The 19,181-nt window shown below is 73.8% G+C and carries 15 protein-coding genes and 3 tRNA genes; 11 read left to right on the forward strand and 7 right to left on the reverse strand.

The window, feature by feature from the left end:
• The first annotated feature begins 178 nt into the window (after nt 1-178).
• Together ACLZN2_RS07515 and ACLZN2_RS07520 are read left to right on the forward strand one after the other, a co-directional pair.
• A tRNA-Tyr gene (locus ACLZN2_RS07515) sits at nt 179-260 on the forward strand.
• A 141-nt stretch (nt 261-401) separates the two neighbouring features.
• Nucleotides 402-782, forward strand: a complete 381-nt coding sequence (locus ACLZN2_RS07520) for a peptidoglycan-binding domain-containing protein (RefSeq protein WP_416977600.1) — start codon at nt 402-404, stop codon at nt 780-782.
• Between the two features lie 61 nt (nt 783-843).
• Here ACLZN2_RS07520 and ACLZN2_RS07525 read toward each other — a convergent pair whose 3' ends face one another.
• Nucleotides 844-1,116 (reverse strand): hypothetical protein, encoded by a 273-nt coding sequence (locus tag ACLZN2_RS07525; RefSeq protein WP_416977601.1) that lies wholly within the window; start codon nt 1,114-1,116, stop codon nt 844-846.
• Between the two features lie 98 nt (nt 1,117-1,214).
• Between ACLZN2_RS07525 and ACLZN2_RS07530 the strand changes: the two genes are divergently transcribed.
• Complete coding sequence (locus ACLZN2_RS07530; protein WP_416977602.1) at nt 1,215-1,436, forward strand: hypothetical protein; 222 nt, start codon at nt 1,215-1,217, stop codon at nt 1,434-1,436.
• Nucleotides 1,437-1,470: 34 nt separating this feature from the next.
• On the opposite strand, the gene ACLZN2_RS07535 is transcribed toward ACLZN2_RS07530, so the two are convergent.
• Both ACLZN2_RS07535 and ACLZN2_RS07540 read right to left on the reverse strand, forming a co-directional pair.
• Complete coding sequence (locus ACLZN2_RS07535; RefSeq protein WP_416977603.1) at nt 1,471-2,127, reverse strand: SDR family oxidoreductase; 657 nt, start codon at nt 2,125-2,127, stop codon at nt 1,471-1,473.
• Between the two features lie 119 nt (nt 2,128-2,246).
• Nucleotides 2,247-3,509: an amidohydrolase family protein gene (locus tag ACLZN2_RS07540; RefSeq protein WP_416977604.1), complete on the reverse strand. Its 1,263-nt coding sequence runs from the start codon at nt 3,507-3,509 to the stop codon at nt 2,247-2,249.
• Nucleotides 3,510-3,786: 277 nt separating this feature from the next.
• Between ACLZN2_RS07540 and ACLZN2_RS07545 the strand changes: the two genes are divergently transcribed.
• The 8 genes from ACLZN2_RS07545 (at nt 3,787) to ACLZN2_RS07580 (ending at nt 12,186) form a co-directional block, all read left to right on the forward strand.
• Nucleotides 3,787-3,859 (forward strand) — tRNA-Thr (locus tag ACLZN2_RS07545).
• 46 nt (nt 3,860-3,905) lie between these two features.
• Nucleotides 3,906-3,978, forward strand: a tRNA-Met gene (locus tag ACLZN2_RS07550).
• Nucleotides 3,979-4,068: 90 nt separating this feature from the next.
• Nucleotides 4,069-4,233, forward strand: coding sequence for a 50S ribosomal protein L33 (rpmG, locus tag ACLZN2_RS07555; RefSeq protein WP_003948671.1), 165 nt, complete (start codon nt 4,069-4,071; stop codon nt 4,231-4,233).
• Between the two features lie 111 nt (nt 4,234-4,344).
• Nucleotides 4,345-4,797, forward strand: coding sequence for an FAS1-like dehydratase domain-containing protein (locus ACLZN2_RS07560; protein ID WP_416977605.1), 453 nt, complete (start codon nt 4,345-4,347; stop codon nt 4,795-4,797).
• A 5-nt stretch (nt 4,798-4,802) separates the two neighbouring features.
• On the forward strand, nt 4,803-5,231 hold the full coding sequence (locus ACLZN2_RS07565; RefSeq protein WP_416977606.1) for a MaoC family dehydratase: 429 nt from the start codon (nt 4,803-4,805) through the stop codon (nt 5,229-5,231).
• 203 nt (nt 5,232-5,434) lie between these two features.
• Nucleotides 5,435-6,490 (forward strand): UDP-N-acetylmuramate dehydrogenase, encoded by a 1,056-nt coding sequence (locus tag ACLZN2_RS07570; protein WP_416977607.1) that lies wholly within the window; start codon nt 5,435-5,437, stop codon nt 6,488-6,490.
• 393 nt (nt 6,491-6,883) lie between these two features.
• The gene (locus tag ACLZN2_RS07575) at nt 6,884-11,533 is read left to right on the forward strand and encodes a CHAT domain-containing protein (protein WP_416977608.1); all 4,650 of its coding nucleotides are present in this window, start codon (nt 6,884-6,886) and stop codon (nt 11,531-11,533) included.
• Nucleotides 11,530-12,186, forward strand: a complete 657-nt coding sequence (locus tag ACLZN2_RS07580) for an RES family NAD+ phosphorylase (protein ID WP_416977609.1) — start codon at nt 11,530-11,532, stop codon at nt 12,184-12,186. The genes ACLZN2_RS07575 and ACLZN2_RS07580 overlap by 4 nt, the downstream gene beginning before the upstream one ends.
• Nucleotides 12,187-12,249: 63 nt before the next feature.
• Here ACLZN2_RS07580 and ACLZN2_RS07585 read toward each other — a convergent pair whose 3' ends face one another.
• Genes ACLZN2_RS07585 through ACLZN2_RS07600 form a run of 4 tightly spaced genes read right to left on the reverse strand, consistent with a single transcriptional unit; the run spans nt 12,250 to nt 19,177 of the window.
• Nucleotides 12,250-12,873: an FHA domain-containing protein gene (locus ACLZN2_RS07585; protein ID WP_416977610.1), complete on the reverse strand. Its 624-nt coding sequence runs from the start codon at nt 12,871-12,873 to the stop codon at nt 12,250-12,252.
• The gene (locus ACLZN2_RS07590; RefSeq protein WP_416977611.1) at nt 12,870-14,954 is read right to left on the reverse strand and encodes an AAA family ATPase; all 2,085 of its coding nucleotides are present in this window, start codon (nt 14,952-14,954) and stop codon (nt 12,870-12,872) included. The genes ACLZN2_RS07585 and ACLZN2_RS07590 overlap by 4 nt, the downstream gene beginning before the upstream one ends.
• Nucleotides 14,955-14,984: 30 nt before the next feature.
• Nucleotides 14,985-16,745 carry a hypothetical protein gene (locus ACLZN2_RS07595; RefSeq protein ID WP_416977612.1) on the reverse strand — a complete coding sequence of 587 codons (1,761 nt, stop codon included), beginning with the start codon at nt 16,743-16,745 and terminating at the stop codon, nt 14,985-14,987.
• Complete coding sequence (locus tag ACLZN2_RS07600) at nt 16,742-19,177, reverse strand: protein kinase domain-containing protein (protein WP_416977613.1); 2,436 nt, start codon at nt 19,175-19,177, stop codon at nt 16,742-16,744. The genes ACLZN2_RS07595 and ACLZN2_RS07600 overlap by 4 nt, the downstream gene beginning before the upstream one ends.
• Nucleotides 19,178-19,181 lie beyond the last annotated feature (4 nt).

The raw sequence follows: 19,181 nt of genomic DNA on the forward strand, positions 1-19,181 counted from the left end.
GTACGTGGGGGCGGCCGCCGAGCCCGGTGTGATCCCGGGCCGCATCCGGACAAGCCTAGCCACCCGCGGTCCTCGGGGTGGAGATCAATCGGGTGGCGAAGCACCCCTGTGCATCGGGTATTGTTTACGTCGTTGCCAGGGAGCACCGCCGAAAAGCGGTTCGAACGGCAGCAACCCCGGCGGTGTGCCCGAGCGGCCAAAGGGAGCAGACTGTAAATCTGCCGGCTCAGCCTTCCCAGGTTCGAATCCTGGCGCCGCCACACGGGAAACAAAGGGCCCGTGACCTGCTATCGCAGCAGGTCACGGGCCCTTTGTCGTGGGTGGGTGGGGTGGTGGAGATGCGGGGTGTGGGGCAGGAGTGCACGGTGGTACGGGGGATGTCTCATGTGGAGGTGATGGACATGCGACGCATGCTCACCAGTGGGACCCTGGTCGCCGCGCTCGTGCTGGCGGGAGCCCCGGCTCTCGCCGTGTCGCAGCAGGGTGCGGTGCAGCCCGTGCGGGCCGTGACTCATGGGTCCGTGGACGTCTGCGACTTCACCAAGAGCAGACCGACGCTGAAGCTCGGTTCCGCGGGCAACGCCGTCCGCCAGGCCCAGTGCTATCTGAACCACTCCCTCACCGGCCCCGACCTCGCCGTGGACGGGCAGTTCGGGCCCGTCACCCAACAGGCGACGCTGCGCTTCCAGCGGTGCGCCGGCATCGACGTGGACGGCGTCGTCGCGGCGCAGACCTGGTCGTTCCTCGTCTTCTGGGGCAACTCGACGGCCTTCGTCTGCTGACCGGGGGGCAGGTGCCGGGGATCAGGTGCCGGGGTCAGGTGTCGGGGTCAGGTGTCGGGGGTCAGGTGGTGGGTGACTTCGCCGCCTGTTTCACCTCCGCCTCCACGTCGCTGCGCGGTCTCTCCTCGTCCTTGGCGTACTCCGTCACCGCAGCCTGGACGTCGCGGGCGAGGTCGCGCCAGGCCCTCCAGGCGGTCTCGTACGTCTCGGTCTGGGTCTCCGACCAGGGCGTGGCCGTCGGAGGGCCGTAGGCGTCCCGTAGCTCCTCGACCTTTGTGTGGGTCTCGTCGGCCAGACGCTGCATCGCCACGAGTTCCTCGAAGGTATGTGCCATATGTCCGGATGCTAGGGAGGTGTCGGCGGATCCGCGCGGCGAGTGGGGCGTGTGCCGCGGCCCGCTACCCGCGTGGCCCACTGCGGCACACTGGCCCCATGTCCAGCGGATCCAGCCGTCGCAGAGTCTGTCCCGAGTGCCGTCGCGAGATCGCCGTCGTCGCCGGACGGTTCGCCCGGCACGACCCGCCGGGCGCGCGGGAGGCCGGGGAGCTCGTCTCCTGCCCCGGGTCGCGCAGGAGGGCGCAGCTGGGGGCCGTACAGCCGTCGTTGGACGGTTATGTCCTTCCCGACTTCCCGGGGCAGCTGCCGCTGTTCTGAACCCCGCCGACCCGCACGCCCAGTTGAGCCTTCCTCAGTTCCCCGCCACCGACTTCACCGCCACCGACACCGGTGCCGAGCCGCTGATCAGCTCCAGGGTGAGGCCGGAAGTCGCCGGGGTGTCCAGGAGTTCCGCCAGGGCGGCAGCCACGTCGTCGCGGGGGATCGGGCCGCGGCCCGTGCGGGCCTCCAGACGGACCAGGCCGGTGCCGGGATCGTCCGTGAGCAGTCCGGGCCGCAGGATGGTCCAGTCGAGGGAGTCCAGACCCCGTACGTACGCGTCGGCCTCGCCCTTGGCGCGCTGATAGACGTCGAAGACCTCCTGGCCCCGGTGCTCCGGGTCCGCGCCCATCGACGACACGATCACGAAACGCCGTACGCCCGCCCGGACCGCCGCGTCCGCGAACAGCACCGCCGCGCCCTTGTCCACCGTGTCCTTGCGGGCCACGCCGCTGCCCGGGCCGGCGCCCGCCGCGAACACCGCCGCGTCCGCGCCCCGCAGCCGCTCGGCGACCTCCTCGACCGACGCCGACTCCAGGTCCAGTACGACGGGTTCGGCGCCCGCAGCCCGCAGGTCGTCCGCCTGTTCCGCCTTGCGGATGATTCCCGCGACCTCGTCCCCGCGTGCCGCGAGCAACCGCTCCAGCCGCAGCGCGATCCGACCATGACCACCAGCGATGACAATGCGCATGCTTCCGACCGTACGCCCGGGCGTACGCGACTGCCGCGTTGTACGGCAGCGGGCGCGTCCAGGAGACCGGGCCTGGGGGACCGGGGGCCTGGGGGGCCGGGGGCCGGAACCGGGACGGCCTACGACAGCTCGCCCCGGCCCTGCCTCGGCAGACCCGGTTCCGTCGAGGCCGCCGCCGAGCCGCGGTACTCCCGGACCGCGCTCGTGCGGGCCACCACCCGGCCGCGGTGGATCGCGACGCGGCTGTAGCCGAGGGAGAGCGCGGCCGCCAGACGGTCGCCTCGGACGGCCAGCAGGTCGGCCGGGAAACCGGCCTCGACGCGGACCTCCGGCAGGCCCAGGGCCGCCCGCGCGCAGGTGCTCACGGCGTCGTAGGCCTCCTCGGGGCGCAGGCCGTGGCGGGAGACCAGGAGGTAGGCCGCCTCCAGGGGGTCGCCGCGGCCGACCGGGTTGGACAGGTCGCGCAGGGCCCCGCTGCCGGCCGCCACCCGCACCCCGGCCGCGCGCAACAGCCGTACGGGCGCCGTGGCGTGGTGTTCCGAGGCGCCGCAGCCGCCCTGCGGCAGGCACACCACCGTCACCCCGGCGGCGGCGAGTCGGTCGGCGGTGCGGCCGGCTGCGGTGGCGGAGAGCCGGCCGAGGCCGCCGCAGGGGCCGAGGGTCACCCCGGAGCGCAGCCCTCCGGCCATCGCCGCGAGGCGGGCGAGGCGGGCCGGGTCGCAGGCGTCGGTGTGCAGATCGACCGGGCAGCCGTACTCGGAGGCGACCTCCAGGACGGCCTCCACGTAGCCCGTCGGGTCGGGGTCGAGGTCGGGACAGCCGCCGACCACCGAGGCGCCCATCTTCAGCGCGTCCCGCAGTATCGCGAGGCCGTCCGCCCCGGCCACGCCGGTCAGCAGCCGGGGCATCGCCACCGTCGTCAGCTCGGCGAGCCCGCGCAGCGAACGTCCGGCCCGCAGTACGGCGGTCAGCGCGCCGAGGCCCTGGACGTCGCCGACGCGCACATGGGCGCGCAGCGCGGTCGCCCCGTGTCCGAGCTGGAGCAGGGTGGCCTCGACGGCGCGGCGCTGGACGTCCTGGGGGCCGTACGGGACGGGGCCGTCGAGGTCGGCCGTCAGGGCCGTGTCGACGTGGGCGTGGGGCTCGGCGGGGGCCGGGAGGAGGACGTGGCCGGAGAGGTCGACCCGTGCGACACCGGCACCGGCACCGGTGCGGGCCGGGCCGGGGGCCAGGCTGCCGGCCGTACCGACCGCCTCGATCCGCCCGCGGACCAGCCGTACGTCCACGGTCCGGCCGTCCGTCAGACGCGCCCCGCACAGCAGCAGCGCGGCCGGGTCCGGCGTACCGGACGGTGGGGGTGGCTCGGGCCGGCTGTCGGGCATCGCGCTCCAGAGGGTTCGGGGCTGCGTGGCAAAGACCCGGACCGCGCGGGGACGCAAGGTCACGCAGAGTGAGTCGAGCCTAGGGCGGCGCTCTGGTGCGGGCGGGGAGGAGCGCAATAGTCGTACCGGCGGGTCGGGGGAGGCGCGCGGGGTTGCAGGGACCGGCGGTGGGACCGGCGGTGGGGCCGCCCCGGCGGGCGTGTCGCCGGGGCGTCGTGGAGGGCCGCGAAACGGATTTGGGTGAACGGCTGCGGACCGTGTAATGTCTTCATCGCTCGCCCCAATAGCTCAGTCGGCAGAGCGTCTCCATGGTAAGGAGAAGGTCTACGGTTCGATTCCGTATTGGGGCTCTGGTGTGAGAGGTTCCCGTCGCGAGGCGGGAACGGATCGCATCAAAGCGGTGTAGCTCAGTCGGTAGAGCAAGCGGCTCATAATCGCTGTGTCACCGGTTCAAGTCCGGTCACCGCTACTGACAGTAGCCGATTGCGGGGTCGGTCCTTCGATCGGCTACTCTTTCTTGCGTTAAATCAATCCCATCCGTTCGTCAAGGAGCACTCACGTGGCTGCCACCGACGTCCGCCCGAAGATCACGCTGGCCTGCGTGGAGTGCAAGGAGCGGAACTACATCACCAAGAAGAACCGGCGTAACAACCCGGACCGTCTTGAGATGAAGAAGCACTGCCCGCGTTGCAACGCGCACACCGCGCACCGCGAGACGCGATAAATTCAGGCTCGTATGCGAGGCCGTCCCCGAGTGATCGGGGGCGGCCTCGCGTCGTTGAGTGACCAGTACCGGTCAGTATCAGCAGCACAGCAAGCAGGAGGTGCCGAGCTCATGGCGCTCGATCAGTCCTTCGTCGGGCGGACCTATCCGGCCACCGATCCCTATGAGGTCGGCCGCGAGAAGATCCGCGAGTTCGCCGAGGCCGTGGGGGACACCAACCCCGTCTACACCGACCCGGAGGCCGCCAAGGCCCTCGGGTACGCCGATGTGATCGCCCCGCCGACGTTCGTGTTCTCCATCACCTTCAAGGCGGCCGGAGAGGTCGTCCAGGACCCTCAGCTGGGCCTCGACTACAGCCGTGTGGTGCACGGCGACCAGAAGTTCGCGTACAAGCGGCCGGTGCGGGCCGGTGACCGGCTCACGGTCACGTCCACCATCGAGACGATCAAGTCCATGGCGGGCAACGAGATCCTGGACATCCGGGGTGAGGTGCACGACGAGGCCGGCGAGCATGTCGTGACCGCCTGGACCAAGCTGGTGGCCCGTGGGGCCGAGGAGGCGTGAGGGTGATGACGGCGAAGATCGCTTACGCGGACGTCGAGGTCGGGACCGAGCTGCCGGCGCAGTCCTTCTCCGTGAGCCGGGCCACGCTCGTGCAGTACGCGGGGGCCTCCGGGGACTTCAATCCCATCCACTGGAACGAGAAGTTCGCCAAGGAGGTGGGGCTGCCGGACGTCATCGCGCACGGGATGTTCACCATGGCCGAGGCGATTCGGGTCGTGACGGACTGGGTGGGGGATCCGGGGGCGGTCGTGGACTACGGGGTGCGGTTCACCAAGCCTGTTGTCGTGCCGAACGACGAGGTCGGGGCGGTGATCGAGGTTGCCGGGAAGGTGGCGGCCAAGATGGAGGACAACACCGTGCGGGTGGATCTGACGGTGATGAGTGGGGGGCTGAAGGTGTTGGGGATGTCTCGGGTGGTCGTGCGGTTGGGCTGACCGCCGTTTGCTGGGGCTGGGCGGGGGTGGGTGTTGCTTGCTCGCGTTTGCGGGGTGCCGCTGCGCCCACCCGTGCCGCCCCAGCGGCACGACTGCCCGCAGCTACGGCGGGACGGCTGCCCGCAGCTACGGCGGGACGGCGGTACGGCTGCCTGTAGCTGCGGCGGCCTGGAGTGTCAGTGGGGTCTCGTAGGCTTGGGCGCGTGCTTGAGACTTTCGATGCTCCGCTTGCTCCGTTGACCACCTTTCGGCTTGGGGGGCCCGCTGTTCGGCTGGTGACCGCGGCCAGTGATGCCGAGGTGATCGACGTCGTGCGGGCCGCCGATGCCGCGGGGACGCCGTTGCTGGTGGTCGGGGGCGGGTCGAACCTCGTCATCGGGGACAAGGGCTTCGAGGGCACCGCCCTGCGTGTCGCCACGCGCGGGTTCGAGCTCGTCGGTACGACGCTGGAGCTGGCCGCGGGTGAGGTGTGGACCGACGCCGTCGCCCGTACCGTCGAGGCCGGGCTGGCCGGGATCGAGTGCCTCGCCGGAATCCCCGGCTCCGCCGGTGCCACCCCGATCCAGAACGTGGGCGCGTACGGCCAGGAGGTCTCCTCGGTCATCACCGAGGTCGTCGCCTACGACCGCCGCGCCGGCGAGACGGTCACCCTCACCAACGAGGAGTGCGCCTTCGCCTACCGGCACAGCCGCTTCAAGGCCGACCCCGAGCGGTATGTCGTCCTGCGGGTCCGCTTCGTCCTGGAGGACGGGGGCGGGCTGTCGGCGCCGGTCAAGTACGCCGAGACCGCGCGGGCGCTCGGTGTCGGGCCCGGGGACCGGGTGCCGCTCGGCGCGGCCCGGGAGACCGTGCTGAAGCTGCGGGCCGGGAAGGGCATGGTGCTCGACCCCGAGGACCACGACACCTGGTCGGCCGGGTCCTTCTTCACCAACCCGATCCTCACCGACGCCGACTTCGCCGTCTTCCACGCGCGCGTGAAGGAGCGGCTGGGCGAGGACGCGGAGCCGCCCGCCTACCCCGCGGGCCCCGGGCACACCAAGACCTCCGCCGCCTGGCTGATCGACAAGGCCGGCTTCACCAAGGGCTACGGCAGCGGGCCCGCCCGTATCTCCACCAAGCACACCCTCGCCCTCACCAACCGCGGCGCCGCCACCACGGAGGATCTGCTGGCGCTGGCCCGTGAGGTCGTGGCCGGGGTGCGGGAGGCGTTCGGGATCACCCTCGTCAACGAACCCGTGATGGTCGGCGTAGAGCTGTAGCCGCAAGCGGCGAGGGGCTGTGGTCGAGGGGGCCGTGGACGAGGAGTGGGGGCCGCCGCGGGCCTCGGGCCTCCCCCGATCCGTAGCCCGGGCCACCGCGGCGCCCCCTCCTCAAGGGTGACCGCTTCCCGTACCGCCCAGGGGTCCCAAGTGCGGTTGTTTCCCGGTCGGTTCGGCTGAAATACGGCCGAAGGCGCCTCGCGGGCGCACCGACGCCGCCAGTATGTGGGGCGAAGGGCATTCGGGGAGGCGCGCGTGGCGGTCAGCGGGACGCAGGGAAGTGCCGGAGGAGCGGGAGGAGCGGGAGAGGGTCCACCCGCGGGGTCTGCCGCGGGATCTGCCGAGGGGTCTGCTGCGGGGTCTGCTGCGGGGTCTGCCGCTGGTGGGCGGGAGTTGTTCGATCGGGCGGCGGCGCTCAGTCGGGAGTGGGCCGCCGCGGAGCAGGCCGCGAGGGAGCAGCGCGCCAGGGAGCGGCGCGGCGGGGGACAGCGGGCCGGCGGGGGACAGCCGGACGGCGAGTCGGGGGCAGCAGAAGAGACCTTCGCCGTCTTACCCGACCCCGCCGTCACCGACCGCATGCTGCGTGAGCTCGCCGAGGCCGAGCAGCGGGGCGCGGGGGAGGAGGAGCGGCGGGCGCTGCGGATGGCGCGGGGGACGTTGCTGGGGGTGCGGTGTCTGGCGGGGGGCGGGGCGGATCCCGACGGGGAGCGGGCTGAGGCGATCCTGCTGCTGAGGGAGGCGCGGGCGGCGGTGCCCGTGACCGAGCGGGAGGTGCGGTCCCGGGAGGCCGTGCTCCGGTTGCTGATCCGACTGGTGATGCCGAGGCTTCCGGAGCTGGAGGGGCAGGGGCAGCAGGACTTCGCCGAGATGATGAAGGTCGGCACCGCCTATCTGGCGCCCGGCGGACCGGGGTCCTTGCAGGACTTCGCCGAGGTGGCCGCCCTGCTGGAGGAACTGGCCGAGACGGCCGCCCCGGGCGACCGCCCGGAACTGGAGCGCTGGATCGCCTCCATGCGGCTGCTCTCCGGCATGACGAACGACCGGGCCTCCCTCCTCGACATGGTCGCCCGGACCAACGCGCTGGGTACCATGCCGCCCCACCTCGAACTGGCCATGAACGCGGTCGCGGAACTGCTCAGGTCGATGCCCGACACCCCGGAGACCGGGCAGGGGCCGGCTGCTTCCTTCCCTCCCTCGCCCGAGGATCTCGCCCGTCTCATGCAGGAGTGGCTGCCCGCGATGGAACTGATGTCCCCCGGGCTGCTGAAGCCGGAGGAGTTCGAGCGGGCGGCCGAGGCGTTGCCGCTGGCCACCTGGCAGGATCAGATGACCGCCGGTCTGGTCCGGATGGCGCAGGCGCTGCGCGAGGGCAGGGCGGAGCGGCTGGTCGAGGCGGGCGAGCCGCTCCTGGAGGCCTCCCGCAGCCAGGACGCGCCCGCCGGGCTGGCGCCCGTCCTGCTGGCCGGCCTGCTGTCGAGCGCCTCCCTGCAGGGCGGCAACCTCCTCGACGCGGCGACCGCGCACCGGATGCTCACCGAGGCGTACGGCAGCACGGGCGCCGAAGGGGACGCACTGCCGGGAGCCGCCGGCAAGGAACTCTCGACCACCGCCCGCGCCCTGCTGCTGCACCAGCGCATCAGCGCCGCGGCCGACGACGACCTCGACGAGCTGGACGACATCGCCGAGGTCCTGCTGGACATGCGGCAGGACCTCGCCGACGACGACAGCGCAGCCTCCCTCGTCGTGTTCAACCTCGGCTTGCTGCAGCTGCGCCGGGCCATGGCCATCGGCAACGCGGGCGGCACCGTGGGCCCGCCGCTGCGACGGGCGCTGATGTATCTGCGCGAGGCCCAGGAGCACCCTGCCGTTCCGGTGGCGTTGCGCGGGGTGATGACCTCGATGGGGGCGGTCACCAGCGCGCTGGAGCAGTACGTCGACCCGTCTTCCCACAGTGTCCTGGAGGAGGTCGAACGGGCCCGCGCCGCGCTCGGCGGCACCCTGGTCCTCGCCGACCAGGACATCCGGGCCCGGCTCGGGATCGCCCTCGCCCTCAACGTCCAGCACGAGCGCCACGGTGATCCGGTCGTCCTCGACACCGCGCTGGGCGAACTGGAGGCCGCGCGCGGCGAGATCAACGAGAACACCGGGTGCGGGACCGCGCAGGAGGTGTACAAGGAGCTGGCCGGGCTGTACCGGCGGCGCGGCGACCCCGGGGACACCGCGCGGGCGCTGGAGGCGACGGAACGGCAGCTGGAGAAGGTCGCCGAGGACGTGCTGCTGCAGATCGGCGCCGAGCACGGGCTCGCCGCCGCCCGCGCGGCCGCCGACCGTGGGGTCACGGCGGCCGGCTGGGCGGCGGAGGCGGGTGACGCGGTCACCGCGCTGCGCGTCCTGGAGGCGGGCCGCGCCCTCGTCCTGAGGGCGGTCGCGGCCTCCACGAGCGTGCCGGAACAGCTGGATTCCCACGGCGAGCACGTCCTGGCCGCCCAGTGGCGGGAGGCGGCTCGCGCGGGCGACGGCACCGACAGCCCTCGTAGGCCTGCCGACACCCCCGACACGCCCGAGACCCTCATCCCCAGCACCCTGCGCCGCCGCGCGCTCGCCGCCCTGCGGGCCCACACCGCAGGGACCGGCGGGTCCGGCGGGTCCGACGGGGAGGCGCACTCCGGCCCCGGCTGGCAGGACGTGGCCGATGCCGCTCAGCGCGCCGGAGTGGACGCCGTCGTGCATCTGTTGGTGGGGCAGGGGGACGGGGCGGGGTGGGCGCTGGTCGTACGGCCCGGGGCGGCGCCGCTGTCGTTGAGGCTCGGCGGGCTGGGGCGGGCGGGGCGGCGGCCGTTGGAGCGGTATCTCGACGCCGCCCGCGACCGGTCGGTCTTCACCGCGCCCGGGGTGCCGTACGACGAGCCCGGGCGGGCTGAGGCCCTCGCGGAGTGGGAGGCGGCGCTGGAGGGGCTGTGCGACTGGGCGGGACCCGCCGTGATGGGGCCGGTCCTGGACGTCGTACGTCCCGGACGGCCCGCTCGGCCGGAGGACCCCGTGAGGCTGGTGCTGCTACCTGCCGGAAACCTCGGCTCCGTGCCCTGGCACGCGGCCCGGATCACCGCCGGGGTGGGGGAGGTGGCGGAGCACGCGCCCGGGATCGCCGTGGGGGTGGGGGAGTTGGCGGAGCACGCGCCCGGGATTGCCGTGGGGGTGGGGGAGTTGGCGGAGCACGCGCCCGGGATTGCCGTGGGGCCGGGGGAGTTGGTGGAGCACGCCCCCCGGATCACCGTGCGGGAGGGGGAGCGGGCGGTGTACGCGGTCCCGGGCGGCGCCGAGGAGGGGGAGCGGGCGGTGTACGCGGTCCCGGGCGGCGCCGAGGAGGGGGAGCGGCCGGAGCACGCGGTCCCGGGCGGCGCCGAGGACGGGGAGCGGGCGGTGTACGCGGCGCCGGGCGGCCCCGGGGACGGGGAGCGGCCGGAGCACGCGCCCCGGATCGGCGCCGGGGACGCGGACGGGGCAAGGGCACGGGCGGTGTACGCGCTCGATCTCGCCGTCATCAGTCATGCCGCGTCCGGCGCCGAGTTCCTGCGGTCCGTCGGGCGGGCCCGGCTGCCCGTGGGTGACGCGCCCGTGCTGGTGGCGGATCCGCGCGCCTCACTGCCGTACGCCGAGCACGAGGTCGACGCCCTGCGCGAGTCCTTCTATCCGCACGCCCGCTGCTACGGCTACTTCGTGCGCAACGGGTGGGACCGCGACGGCACCCCCGAGGAGTTGCTGCCGCTGCTGCCGGGCGGGACGGCCGAGCGGCCCGCCACGCTGGTGGAGCTCAGTGTGCACGGCCGGGTCGGGGACCGGCCCACCGTGTCACGGCTGCTGCTGCACCCGTCCCGGCCCAGCGCGGGCGACGGGGACGATCCGGGGGCGCTCACCGTACGGCAGCTGCTCGGGGCGCCCTCGGCGGACGGGCGGGCCGGGGCCGGGCCGCTGGTGGTGCTCAGCGCCTGCGAGACCGACCTCAGTTCCCGCGACCACGACGAGGCACTCACCCTCACCACCGCGTTCACCGCCCGGGGCGCCGCCGATGTGATCGGCTCCAAGTGGGGCCTGGACGACGCGAGTTCGGCCGTCCTGATGTACGTCGTCCATCACCACCTCGCCCAGGGACGGGACCCGGCGCTGGCGCTGCGGCTCACCCAGCAGTGGGCGCTCGATCCCGCCCGTGCACCGGTTCCGGGACTTCCCGGGCCACTGGCCGCCCGGATCAGGGGCCGGGCGGCGTTGCCCGTGGCCGCCTGGGCCCCGTTCATCCACCAAGGCAATCCCGCACCGGTCACCACGGCCCGACCCGGAGGGAACACGTTGGACACCAATGAGCTGCTGGCCCTGCTCGTGCGCCATCGCGAGGAGCTCGGACAGTGGCTGGACGACGAGCAGTACCAGCACTTCCTGGCCATGCTGGAACGGCTCCGCGAGGCAGGCGCGGACGCCGAGCGCGCCGCCATGGCCGTGATGGGGATCATCCGCTCGCTGTGGCCCGTCCCCGACGACGCCGGTGAACTCGCCCGGCTCCTGCACGTCTACGGCCGCAGCGCCGCCGGGACCGTCACCGTGCCGGAGGAGGACACACTCCTCGCGGCGCTGGAGGCGCTGTACGCGGCACCGCCTGCGGAACCCCCGACACCCCCGCCCCCTCCGGAACCTGAGGTTCCGTCCGTCGCCGACGTCATCGCCGCCGCCCGGCGCAGGCTGCTCGCGGCGCCCTCGCGGGAAGCCGCCCCGGCGGGCGCCCCGCCCGCCGACGTCATCGTGCTCGCCGATCCGGACGCGGGGCGGCGCAGTCCCGAGTTCCAGTTCGATCCGGACACCGGGCGGCCACGGGAGATCGTCGTACGGATCAACCGCATCCTGCTCGCCGACCGCGACCCCTGGGGGGCCGCCGACTGGTGGCTGGGCGGCAACTCCTGGCTGGGCGGCGCGCCCGCCGCGCTGCTCGGGCGGGTACCGGACGACCGGCTGGCCGACGCCGCGCTGGCCCTCGTCGAGGAGGGCGGCCGATGACCCGGCAGATCCCTCCCTCGGTCACGATGACACCCCGGACCACCGTGCTCCCGGCCGGCACCCGGCTGTGGCGCTGCCATCGCAGCGACTACCCGGCGACCGGCTTCAAGGAGGCCGCGGCGCACACCCTGTTCGGCGGCAGCCGCTTCGACAGCACCGCCGAGGACGAGTACCCGTATCTCTACGCCACCCGGGAGCCGGCCACCGCGCTGGCCGAGGTGCTGCTGCGGTCCATGGACTTCGACCCGGTCCTCGGCGCCAGGCTGGTGCCGTGGGCGCAGGCCGCCCGCTACACGCTGGCCGAGGTCGTCACCACCGTCGAGCTGACCCTCGTATCGCTGCGGGTGGAGGAGGATCTGGCGGCCGTCTGCCAGGACAGCTGGCTGCTGGACTCGGAGCCGGACGACTACCCGCGCACCCGCTACTGGGCGCAGGAGCTGCGGCGGCAGGCGGAGAAGGCGCAGGGGCTGGTGTGGCAGTCCCGGCGGCACCGGCCGCGGGAGGCGCTGGTGCTGTTCGGGGACCGCTGCGGGGTCGGCCCGCTCGCGCCCGAGCCATTGGTCAGCCATGACCTGGGCACCTTCGACGGGGCCGCCGCGGCGAACCACCTGCTCGCTCCGCTCCGCGCCGCGATCGTGCCGCCGACCGGCTGACCGGCTCACCGGCCGAGTGGCTGAGCGGCTGAGCGGCCGAGTGGCCGACCCGCTGAGCGGCGGTCACGCGTCGGGCTCGACCAGCAGCACCGTGAAGGCGCAGTTGCGGCCGAGCCCGATGACGTTCCCGTCGGTCACGGGGACGCGGGCGCCCGGGGCGATCCGCTCGTCGTCGACGTACGTGCCGTTCGTCGTGCCGTGGGCGCACTCCGTCAGCCACATCGTGCCGTCGGGCATCAGCTGGAGCTCCGCGTGGCGGCGCGAGACGCCCTTCCCCTTGTCGCCGGAGAGGGCCACCGCGACGGCGGTCGCCCACACGGGATGCCGGCCGAGCCGTAGCGGGGGGCCCTCTCCGTGCCGTAGGTCGATCGACGAACCGGGGCCGATCAGCCGTAGATGCCGGGTCGACTCCTGGCACTCCGGGCAGGAGGGGGAGCCGGCCGGCACGGCAGCGGCGCAGGACCAGCAGGGGTGGGAGCGGGGCGGTTCCGGATCCTGGGACGGGTGGGACTGGTGGGACTGGTGGGACGGATGGGGCGGGTGGGATGAATGGGGCAGGTGTGACGGGTCCTGCCAAGGGGGCGGTTCCCGCGGGTCTTCCTCCCCATCCCCCTCGTCGAAGTCCGGCAGGCAGTCGTCGTCCTGCGCCAGGCTCTTGTCCACATGGCGGCGCGGCCCCTCCGTCACCAGACCGCCGCCTTCCGCAGGGAGACGTGCTCGTCGGCCGACGCCTCCACCGTCAGGTCGACCCCGCCGTCCGGACGGCGTACGACCCGCGAGACGGTGACCACCGAGCCGGGCTCCAGGGTGCCGAGGTCGAACACCTCGCGGGCGAGCGGGTTGATGAGATGGGTCTCCAGCTTCATGCCGATGCCCCGGCCGCCGTTGTACAGGTCCTCGGTGCACAGGTCCGCCAGTTCCTCCTCGGCCTCCGGCAGGATCCGCAACCGCAGACCGCTCTGGCGTTCCATGTGGTCGGCGATGTTGCGCAGCTGTCCGGTGAAGATGCGCCGCGCGACGGCCGCCTCGATGTACTGGAAGACGACGATGTTGCCGCCGAGCCGGTTCAGCAGCTCCGGCCGCTTCAGGGTGTGCTCGAAGTGGTGGCGTACGTTGCCGAGGATCCGCTGCTCGAACTCCGCGCGTTCCTCCGGGGTCTCCGGGATGCGCTCCTGGCCGGAGGAGGAGACGAGCGGGCGGCCGTCCTCGCCCGAGGGGCCGTGCACGCCCAGGTTGGACGTGAAGATCAGGACGCATTCGCTGAAGTACGTCGTCACGCCCTGGCCGTCCGTCAGCCGGCCGTCCTCCAGCACCTGGAGGAACTTGTCGAGGACGCCCTTGTCGGCCTTGTCGATCTCGTCGAAGAGGACGACGCGGAACGGGTCCTCGCGCACCGCGCGGGTCAGCTCGCCGCCCGCCTCGTAGCCGACGTACCCGGGCGGGGCGCCCACCAGGCGGTCCGCCGAGTGGGGGGCGGAGAACTCGCTCATGTCGAAGCGCAGACAGGCGTCCTCCGAGCCGAACAGGGTGGTGGCGACCGCCTTCGCCAGCTCCGTCTTGCCGGTGCCGGTCGGTCCGGCGAAGAACAGCACACCCCGGGGCCGGTGCACGGCCGGTGAGGACGCCTGGGCGCCGGACAGGCCGAGCGCGGCGCGCTTCAGCACGTCCAGGGTCTGCGTCACCGCCTTCTCCTGGCCCTGCACCCGGCCGCCGATGTACGCCTCGCCGTCCCGGATGCTGTCGGCGACCGCGCCGCCGGTCCACGGGTTGCGGCTGACGCCCAGCTCGTAGATCCGTACGGCCTGTTCCATCCGGCCGAAGCCGATCTTCGAGGCGCGGGCCAGCCGCATGCTCTCCCGCATCGCGCGCAGGGAGAGCCCGCTGGCCGCCCGCGCGAACCGGTCGACGTCCTCCTCGGTCGGCTCCTCGCGGGTGTCCCGGTCCACGAGCGGGCCCACGTCCAGCTTGGTGGCGGTGCCGGGGACGCCGGCCTGCTGGGCGAGCAGGGCGGCCATACGGCGGCGCTGGCCGAGGTCGGGCGTCGGCACACCGATGCTGCGCACCCGTACGCCACTGGTCACCAGCCAGGCCGGGAGGTCCCGTTCGCCGTCCGCCAGCCAGATGACCGGGTTGAACAGGGCACGGCCCGACTTCGCGCGGACGAAGGGCCGCGCCTCCTCGGCGATCTTCAGACAGCGCAGGAAGAACGTGCGCTCCTCGTCGCTGAGCTGGTTGACCTGGGTGGGGATCCGAGAGGCGTAGTCGACGATCAGGGCGGCGTGCAGCGGCTGCTGGTAGTCCTCGTAGCGGGGGTCCTTCTGCGGCGGGCCGGGGCGCTCGCCGACCCAGCCGCGCGCGAAGGACTCCAGGACCCGCGCCACGTCGTCGGTGCCGGAGTCGTCCGGACGGCCCGGGAAGCGGCGGGTGTTGCGCTCCAGCAGCGTGGCCGTCTCCGTCTCCGCCGTGCTGTGCACGATCCGGAAGCCCGCCACCGGGTCGTAGCGCAGCAGGCTCTTGTAGCCCGCCCGCTGCAGCGGCTCCCACAGCATGTCCTCCAGGGACATCGCCCGGTAGACGCGCCGGCCGTCGGTGAGGTCGTCGGCGACCACGTAGTCGTCTCGGATGTTGCCGTGCAGGACGTACTGGGAGTGGACGCTGAGCGTGTGGACGAGTTCGGCGGCGAACGGCGGATGGACCGTCCGGGTCACGCGCGACGACTCCAGGGGGGTGGTGCCGGTGGCGCCGGTCGTGCCGGTGGTGCTGGTCAAGGGGCCTCCACAGGTGCGGGAAGGGCGGGGTCAGCGGTGGTCGTCGCGGCGGCGCTGCCGGGGCTGCTGCCGCGTGGGGCGGCGGACGGTCCTGGGCCGGACGGCGGCACCGTCCCGGAACGCGTCCGTGAGGCCCGGCGCCGGTTCGCCGGTGAGGACCTGGCTCTCGGTCCAGGTGAACTCCGCCCGGACGCCCTCCTGTTCGCTGAGCAGGCCGAGCTCGTCGACGTAGGCGGCGCTCTCGGCGCAGCGTTCGGCGTCCAGGGCCTGCCATCGTGTGACGGTGTGGGGGTCGGCGGCCTCGCGGGCGGTGAGCGGTCTGCGCATGGTGAGGACGCGGGCGTGGCCGGTGGCGGTGAGGCGGACCCGCAGCCAGTAGTGGCCGCCCCAGGCCGCCGGTGCGAAGTCCCAGTGCTCGGCGTCGGCGCGGGCGTGCACCGTACCGTCCCCCCACTGCTCGCTCGCCCGGCGCAGCGCCGCCACCAGGTACGCCCGGTGCAGGGCGGCGGAGCGGGCCGCGAGGGCCTGCTGGACGGTCCGCTCGTCCTCCTTCGACGCCGGGACGCCGCCGCGCAGCACCCGTTCCAGGACGTCGATCGCGGCGGGCGCATCCGGCAGCGGGTCGACGCCCTCGGGCGCGGGGGCCCGCAGCACCTGCAGCCGCAGCGCGGCGTCGCGGCGGGCGGTCTCGGCGCGCTCGGCCCGCTCGGACTCCTTGCGGGCGATGAGCCCGGCCTCGTCGAGATAGCGGCGTACGGCGGTGGGGCGTCGGCCGATCGCCCGGAGGGCCTCCAGCAGGCAGTCGTCGATCAGCTCCCGGCTCTCGGAGGTGAACGCCAGCGGCAGCCGGGCGAGCAGCTCGGCGCCCTCGCGCAGGACGTCCTCCGCGGTGAGCGCGGGGACCGTGCCGGAACGGGGCTCGGCCGCCGGTTCGTTCGTACGGGGCTCCGCCGCTGTCCCGTCCGTACGGGCCTTGGTCAAGCTCTCGTCCGTACGGGCCTTGGCCGCTGTCTCGCCCGTACGGGGTTCGGGCGCCGTCCGCGCCGGGAGTTCGCCGCCCTCCGCGTACGCCTTGAGGGCGCGGCGGCGCTGTGCGCGCAGCCGGTCGTACCAGTCGGCGCGTTCCGGGTCCTCGCGATGCTGGAAGGGCAGCCGGGCGGTGGCGCGGGCCGCGCGCTGGGCCTCCACCCGGCGCAGCGCCCGCTCGGTCTCGGCCAGCCGTCTCCACAGCTCGTCGAGCGGGACGCCGACGGGCTGCACGGGCGCGGGCAGCGGCGGGTCGCCCGGTCCGGCGGGGTCCAGGCCCAGCACGGTGATCCGGGCGTTGATCCCGGCCGCCGCCTCCGCCGCACGCCGCCAGCACTCGCTGCCGTCCTCCAGCGACATCTGCCGCCTCGCCATCGCCTCCTGCTCCACGGCGACCTTGTTGTTGAACGCGGCCAGCGCCATCGTGCCGCGCAGCGCCAGGCGGGTGACGATCAGCGCCCCGCTGAGGTCGGCGAGGCCGATCAGCGCGGGCACGATCATGTCGTGCAGCTGCTGGGCGGCCTCGTCGACCGCGTGGTCGAAGGCATGGTCGACGGCATGGTCGACGGCGTTGACGTGGTCGGTCGCGGCCCGGGTGAGGTCGCCGACGCCCGTGTCCGGCATGTGCAGGTTGAGGTCGGGGACGCTGCCCGTGTCCGGCATCTGCAGGCCGAGGTCGGGCTGGGCCGCCATGGGGTCGACACCGGACGCCGAGACGTCCGGCACGACGGTGAACAGATCGGTACCGGCGAACGCACTGCTCACGCCATTCCTCCAGTACGGGAACCAGGCGACGGGGACAGGGAGGGGGAGGTCGGTTCGGCGGGCCTGCGTGCTCCCGGCACTCCGGCGCGCGGATCGGCCGTCGGCGTGAGGGGGCTGTCGGCGCGGGCGTCCGCCTGGTAGCGGTGCCAGGCCCGGGCCCGCAGGACCGCCGAGACCAGCAGCGCCAGCACGGTTCCGGCCGGCCAGATCCACACCGCGAGGAGGAACGTCCCCGCGACCGTGCCCAGCAGAGCGGCCGCGCCCACGCCCGCCCACAGGTACCGCTTCCAGCCCCGTCGTCCGATCCGGCTGGTCAGCGGCAGCGCCCGGCGGGTCATCAGGCCCATCACCGAGAACCGGGGGTGGTACCAGGGGCCGACGTACCAGGCGGTCCAGCACTCGATGACGAGCAGCGCCGCCAGCGAGGGCACGCTCAGCAGCCAGGCGATCAGCACGGTGGACTGCGGTGCCCAGCCGTAGACGTCGGCCAGGCCCACCAGGAAGGCGTGCGGGAAGAACAGCAGCAGCGCCCCGCCCGCGGCCCGGCCCAGCACCACCGGCAGCTCCAGCCGCCGCCGCACAAGCCGGGTCTGCTCCGCGCGCCGCCCGATGGCCACCAGCTGCCGGCGCTCCTCCGCGGCCCGCCGGGCCTGACGGGCCTGCGCCTCGGCCAGTGGCCGCAGCCGCAGGGCCAGCAGCAGGGGTACGGGTTCGTCGGCCTCCTCGGCCAGCCGGGTGAACCAGGACACCCGCGAGGGCAGGGCGCGCAGTGCCTCCCGCAGCTCGGCGCGGAGCCGTCGGGTCACGGGGGCGGGGTCGGCGGCCAGCTGCAGCAACTCGGCGGTGAGGACCGGGCCGGTGGCGGTCGCGGCGCGCAGATCGTCCCGCTGGTCGCGCAGTTCGGGTATCTCCGACAGCCGGGCGGTGGCCTGCGTCCACTGGCGGTGATGGGCCTGCCAGCGCCGGGCGACATGCCTCAGCTCCTCGCCGCCGCGGCGCAGGGCCAGCCGTCTCAGCAGGTACTGGTCCCGTGTGTACAGCTCGGTCATGACGGCCACGCAACTCCGGTCGCCCTCGGCGGCGCGCCGGGCGAAGGCCGGGAGGTCGCCCATGCCGAGGGGGATGCCGCGGTAGGCGGGCTCCTGATGGGGCGCCATCCAGCCGATCAGGTCGATCAGGGTCGCCGCGTCCGGCCCGCGCCGCGCCCCTCGGAGCCGGTCCAGCAGTGTGTCGAGACTCTCGGCCCGGCCGGTGTCCTCGCTCGGGCGGAAGTGGGCGAGCCAGTCGGCCAGTTGCTCCCGCCCCTTGCCCCGGGACAGCCGGCGGTTCATGGCGGGCCAGTCCGCGTCGAACACCTCGCCCAGCTCGGCCGTCGTGCCGAACGACCGGCCCGCGTGCTCGAAGCGGGGCGTCTCGGGGTCGGCGGCCGGCCGGCCACCCGGCCGGGGCCTGGGCCCCTCGCGGACCACCTTCGGGGACTCGTGGCGCAGCCACCGCCCGACCTGGTCCGTACCCCAGCGCTGGTCGTTGTCCCAGGTCAACAGCCCCTCGCAGAGCAGCTGGACCCGCTTGTCACGGATGTCGCCGAGGTCGATGTCACCGCGGTGGACGGCGTCCATGACCGAGGCCGTCTCATGGTGCGGGATGGGATGCCGGCCGAGCGCGGCCTCGGCGACGACGATCCCGAGGGACCACCAGTCGTCGGCCGGCCGCACGATCGCCGCCATGAGCTGCGCCTGCGGCGACGCGTAGCCGGGGGTGCCGGCCCAGCCGCGGCGCACCTCGCGCGGGAAGGGCCCGGCGGTAGAGATGCCGTAGTCGATCAGGACCAGGCTGCCGGCCGGGTCGTCCCAGTCGCCGACGACCAGGTTGGACGGCTTGACGTCCCGGTGCACCACGCCCGCCGTGTGCAGGGCGGTCAGCGCCCCGTGCAGCCGCGCCACGATCCGCTCGATGTCGGCCGCGGGCAGCGGGCCGGGGTGGTCGCGCAGATGGGTGGCGAGATCGGTGTTGCCGTGCGAGGGCAGGACATGGAACGGCGCCCCCTGGTCGGCGCCCGCCTCCAGGACGTACGACAGCCCCTCGTGCAGCGGCCCCCGAGACAGCCGCGCGGTCACCTCGGCGTCGGGCGCGGCGTCCGGGTGGTACCACTTGACGATCCGTTCGCCGCCGCCCGTGTCGCCGCCGCCGTCCTGGCGGCGCACCCGGAACACGGCCGCCCGCAGCTCCGCCGAGCGCCCCTCCTCGGCGGCCCGGTGCACGGTCCGCTCCCCGCGCCGCGGCAGTCGCTCCCGGGGCTGGAACCGGCCCGTCAGGCAGGGCGGCAGCTCGATCGGGTCGCCCCGGGGGTCGGGCGCGGGTATGCCGCCGCCGTCCGGGGACTCGTGGAGCGTGGGCGGGACCAGGTCGTCGTCACCGACAGGAAACGTCATGGAA

This window comes from Streptomyces sp. T028 (assembly GCF_048159505.1).
In the GTDB taxonomy this organism is placed as follows: Bacteria; Actinomycetota; Actinomycetes; order Streptomycetales; family Streptomycetaceae; genus Streptomyces.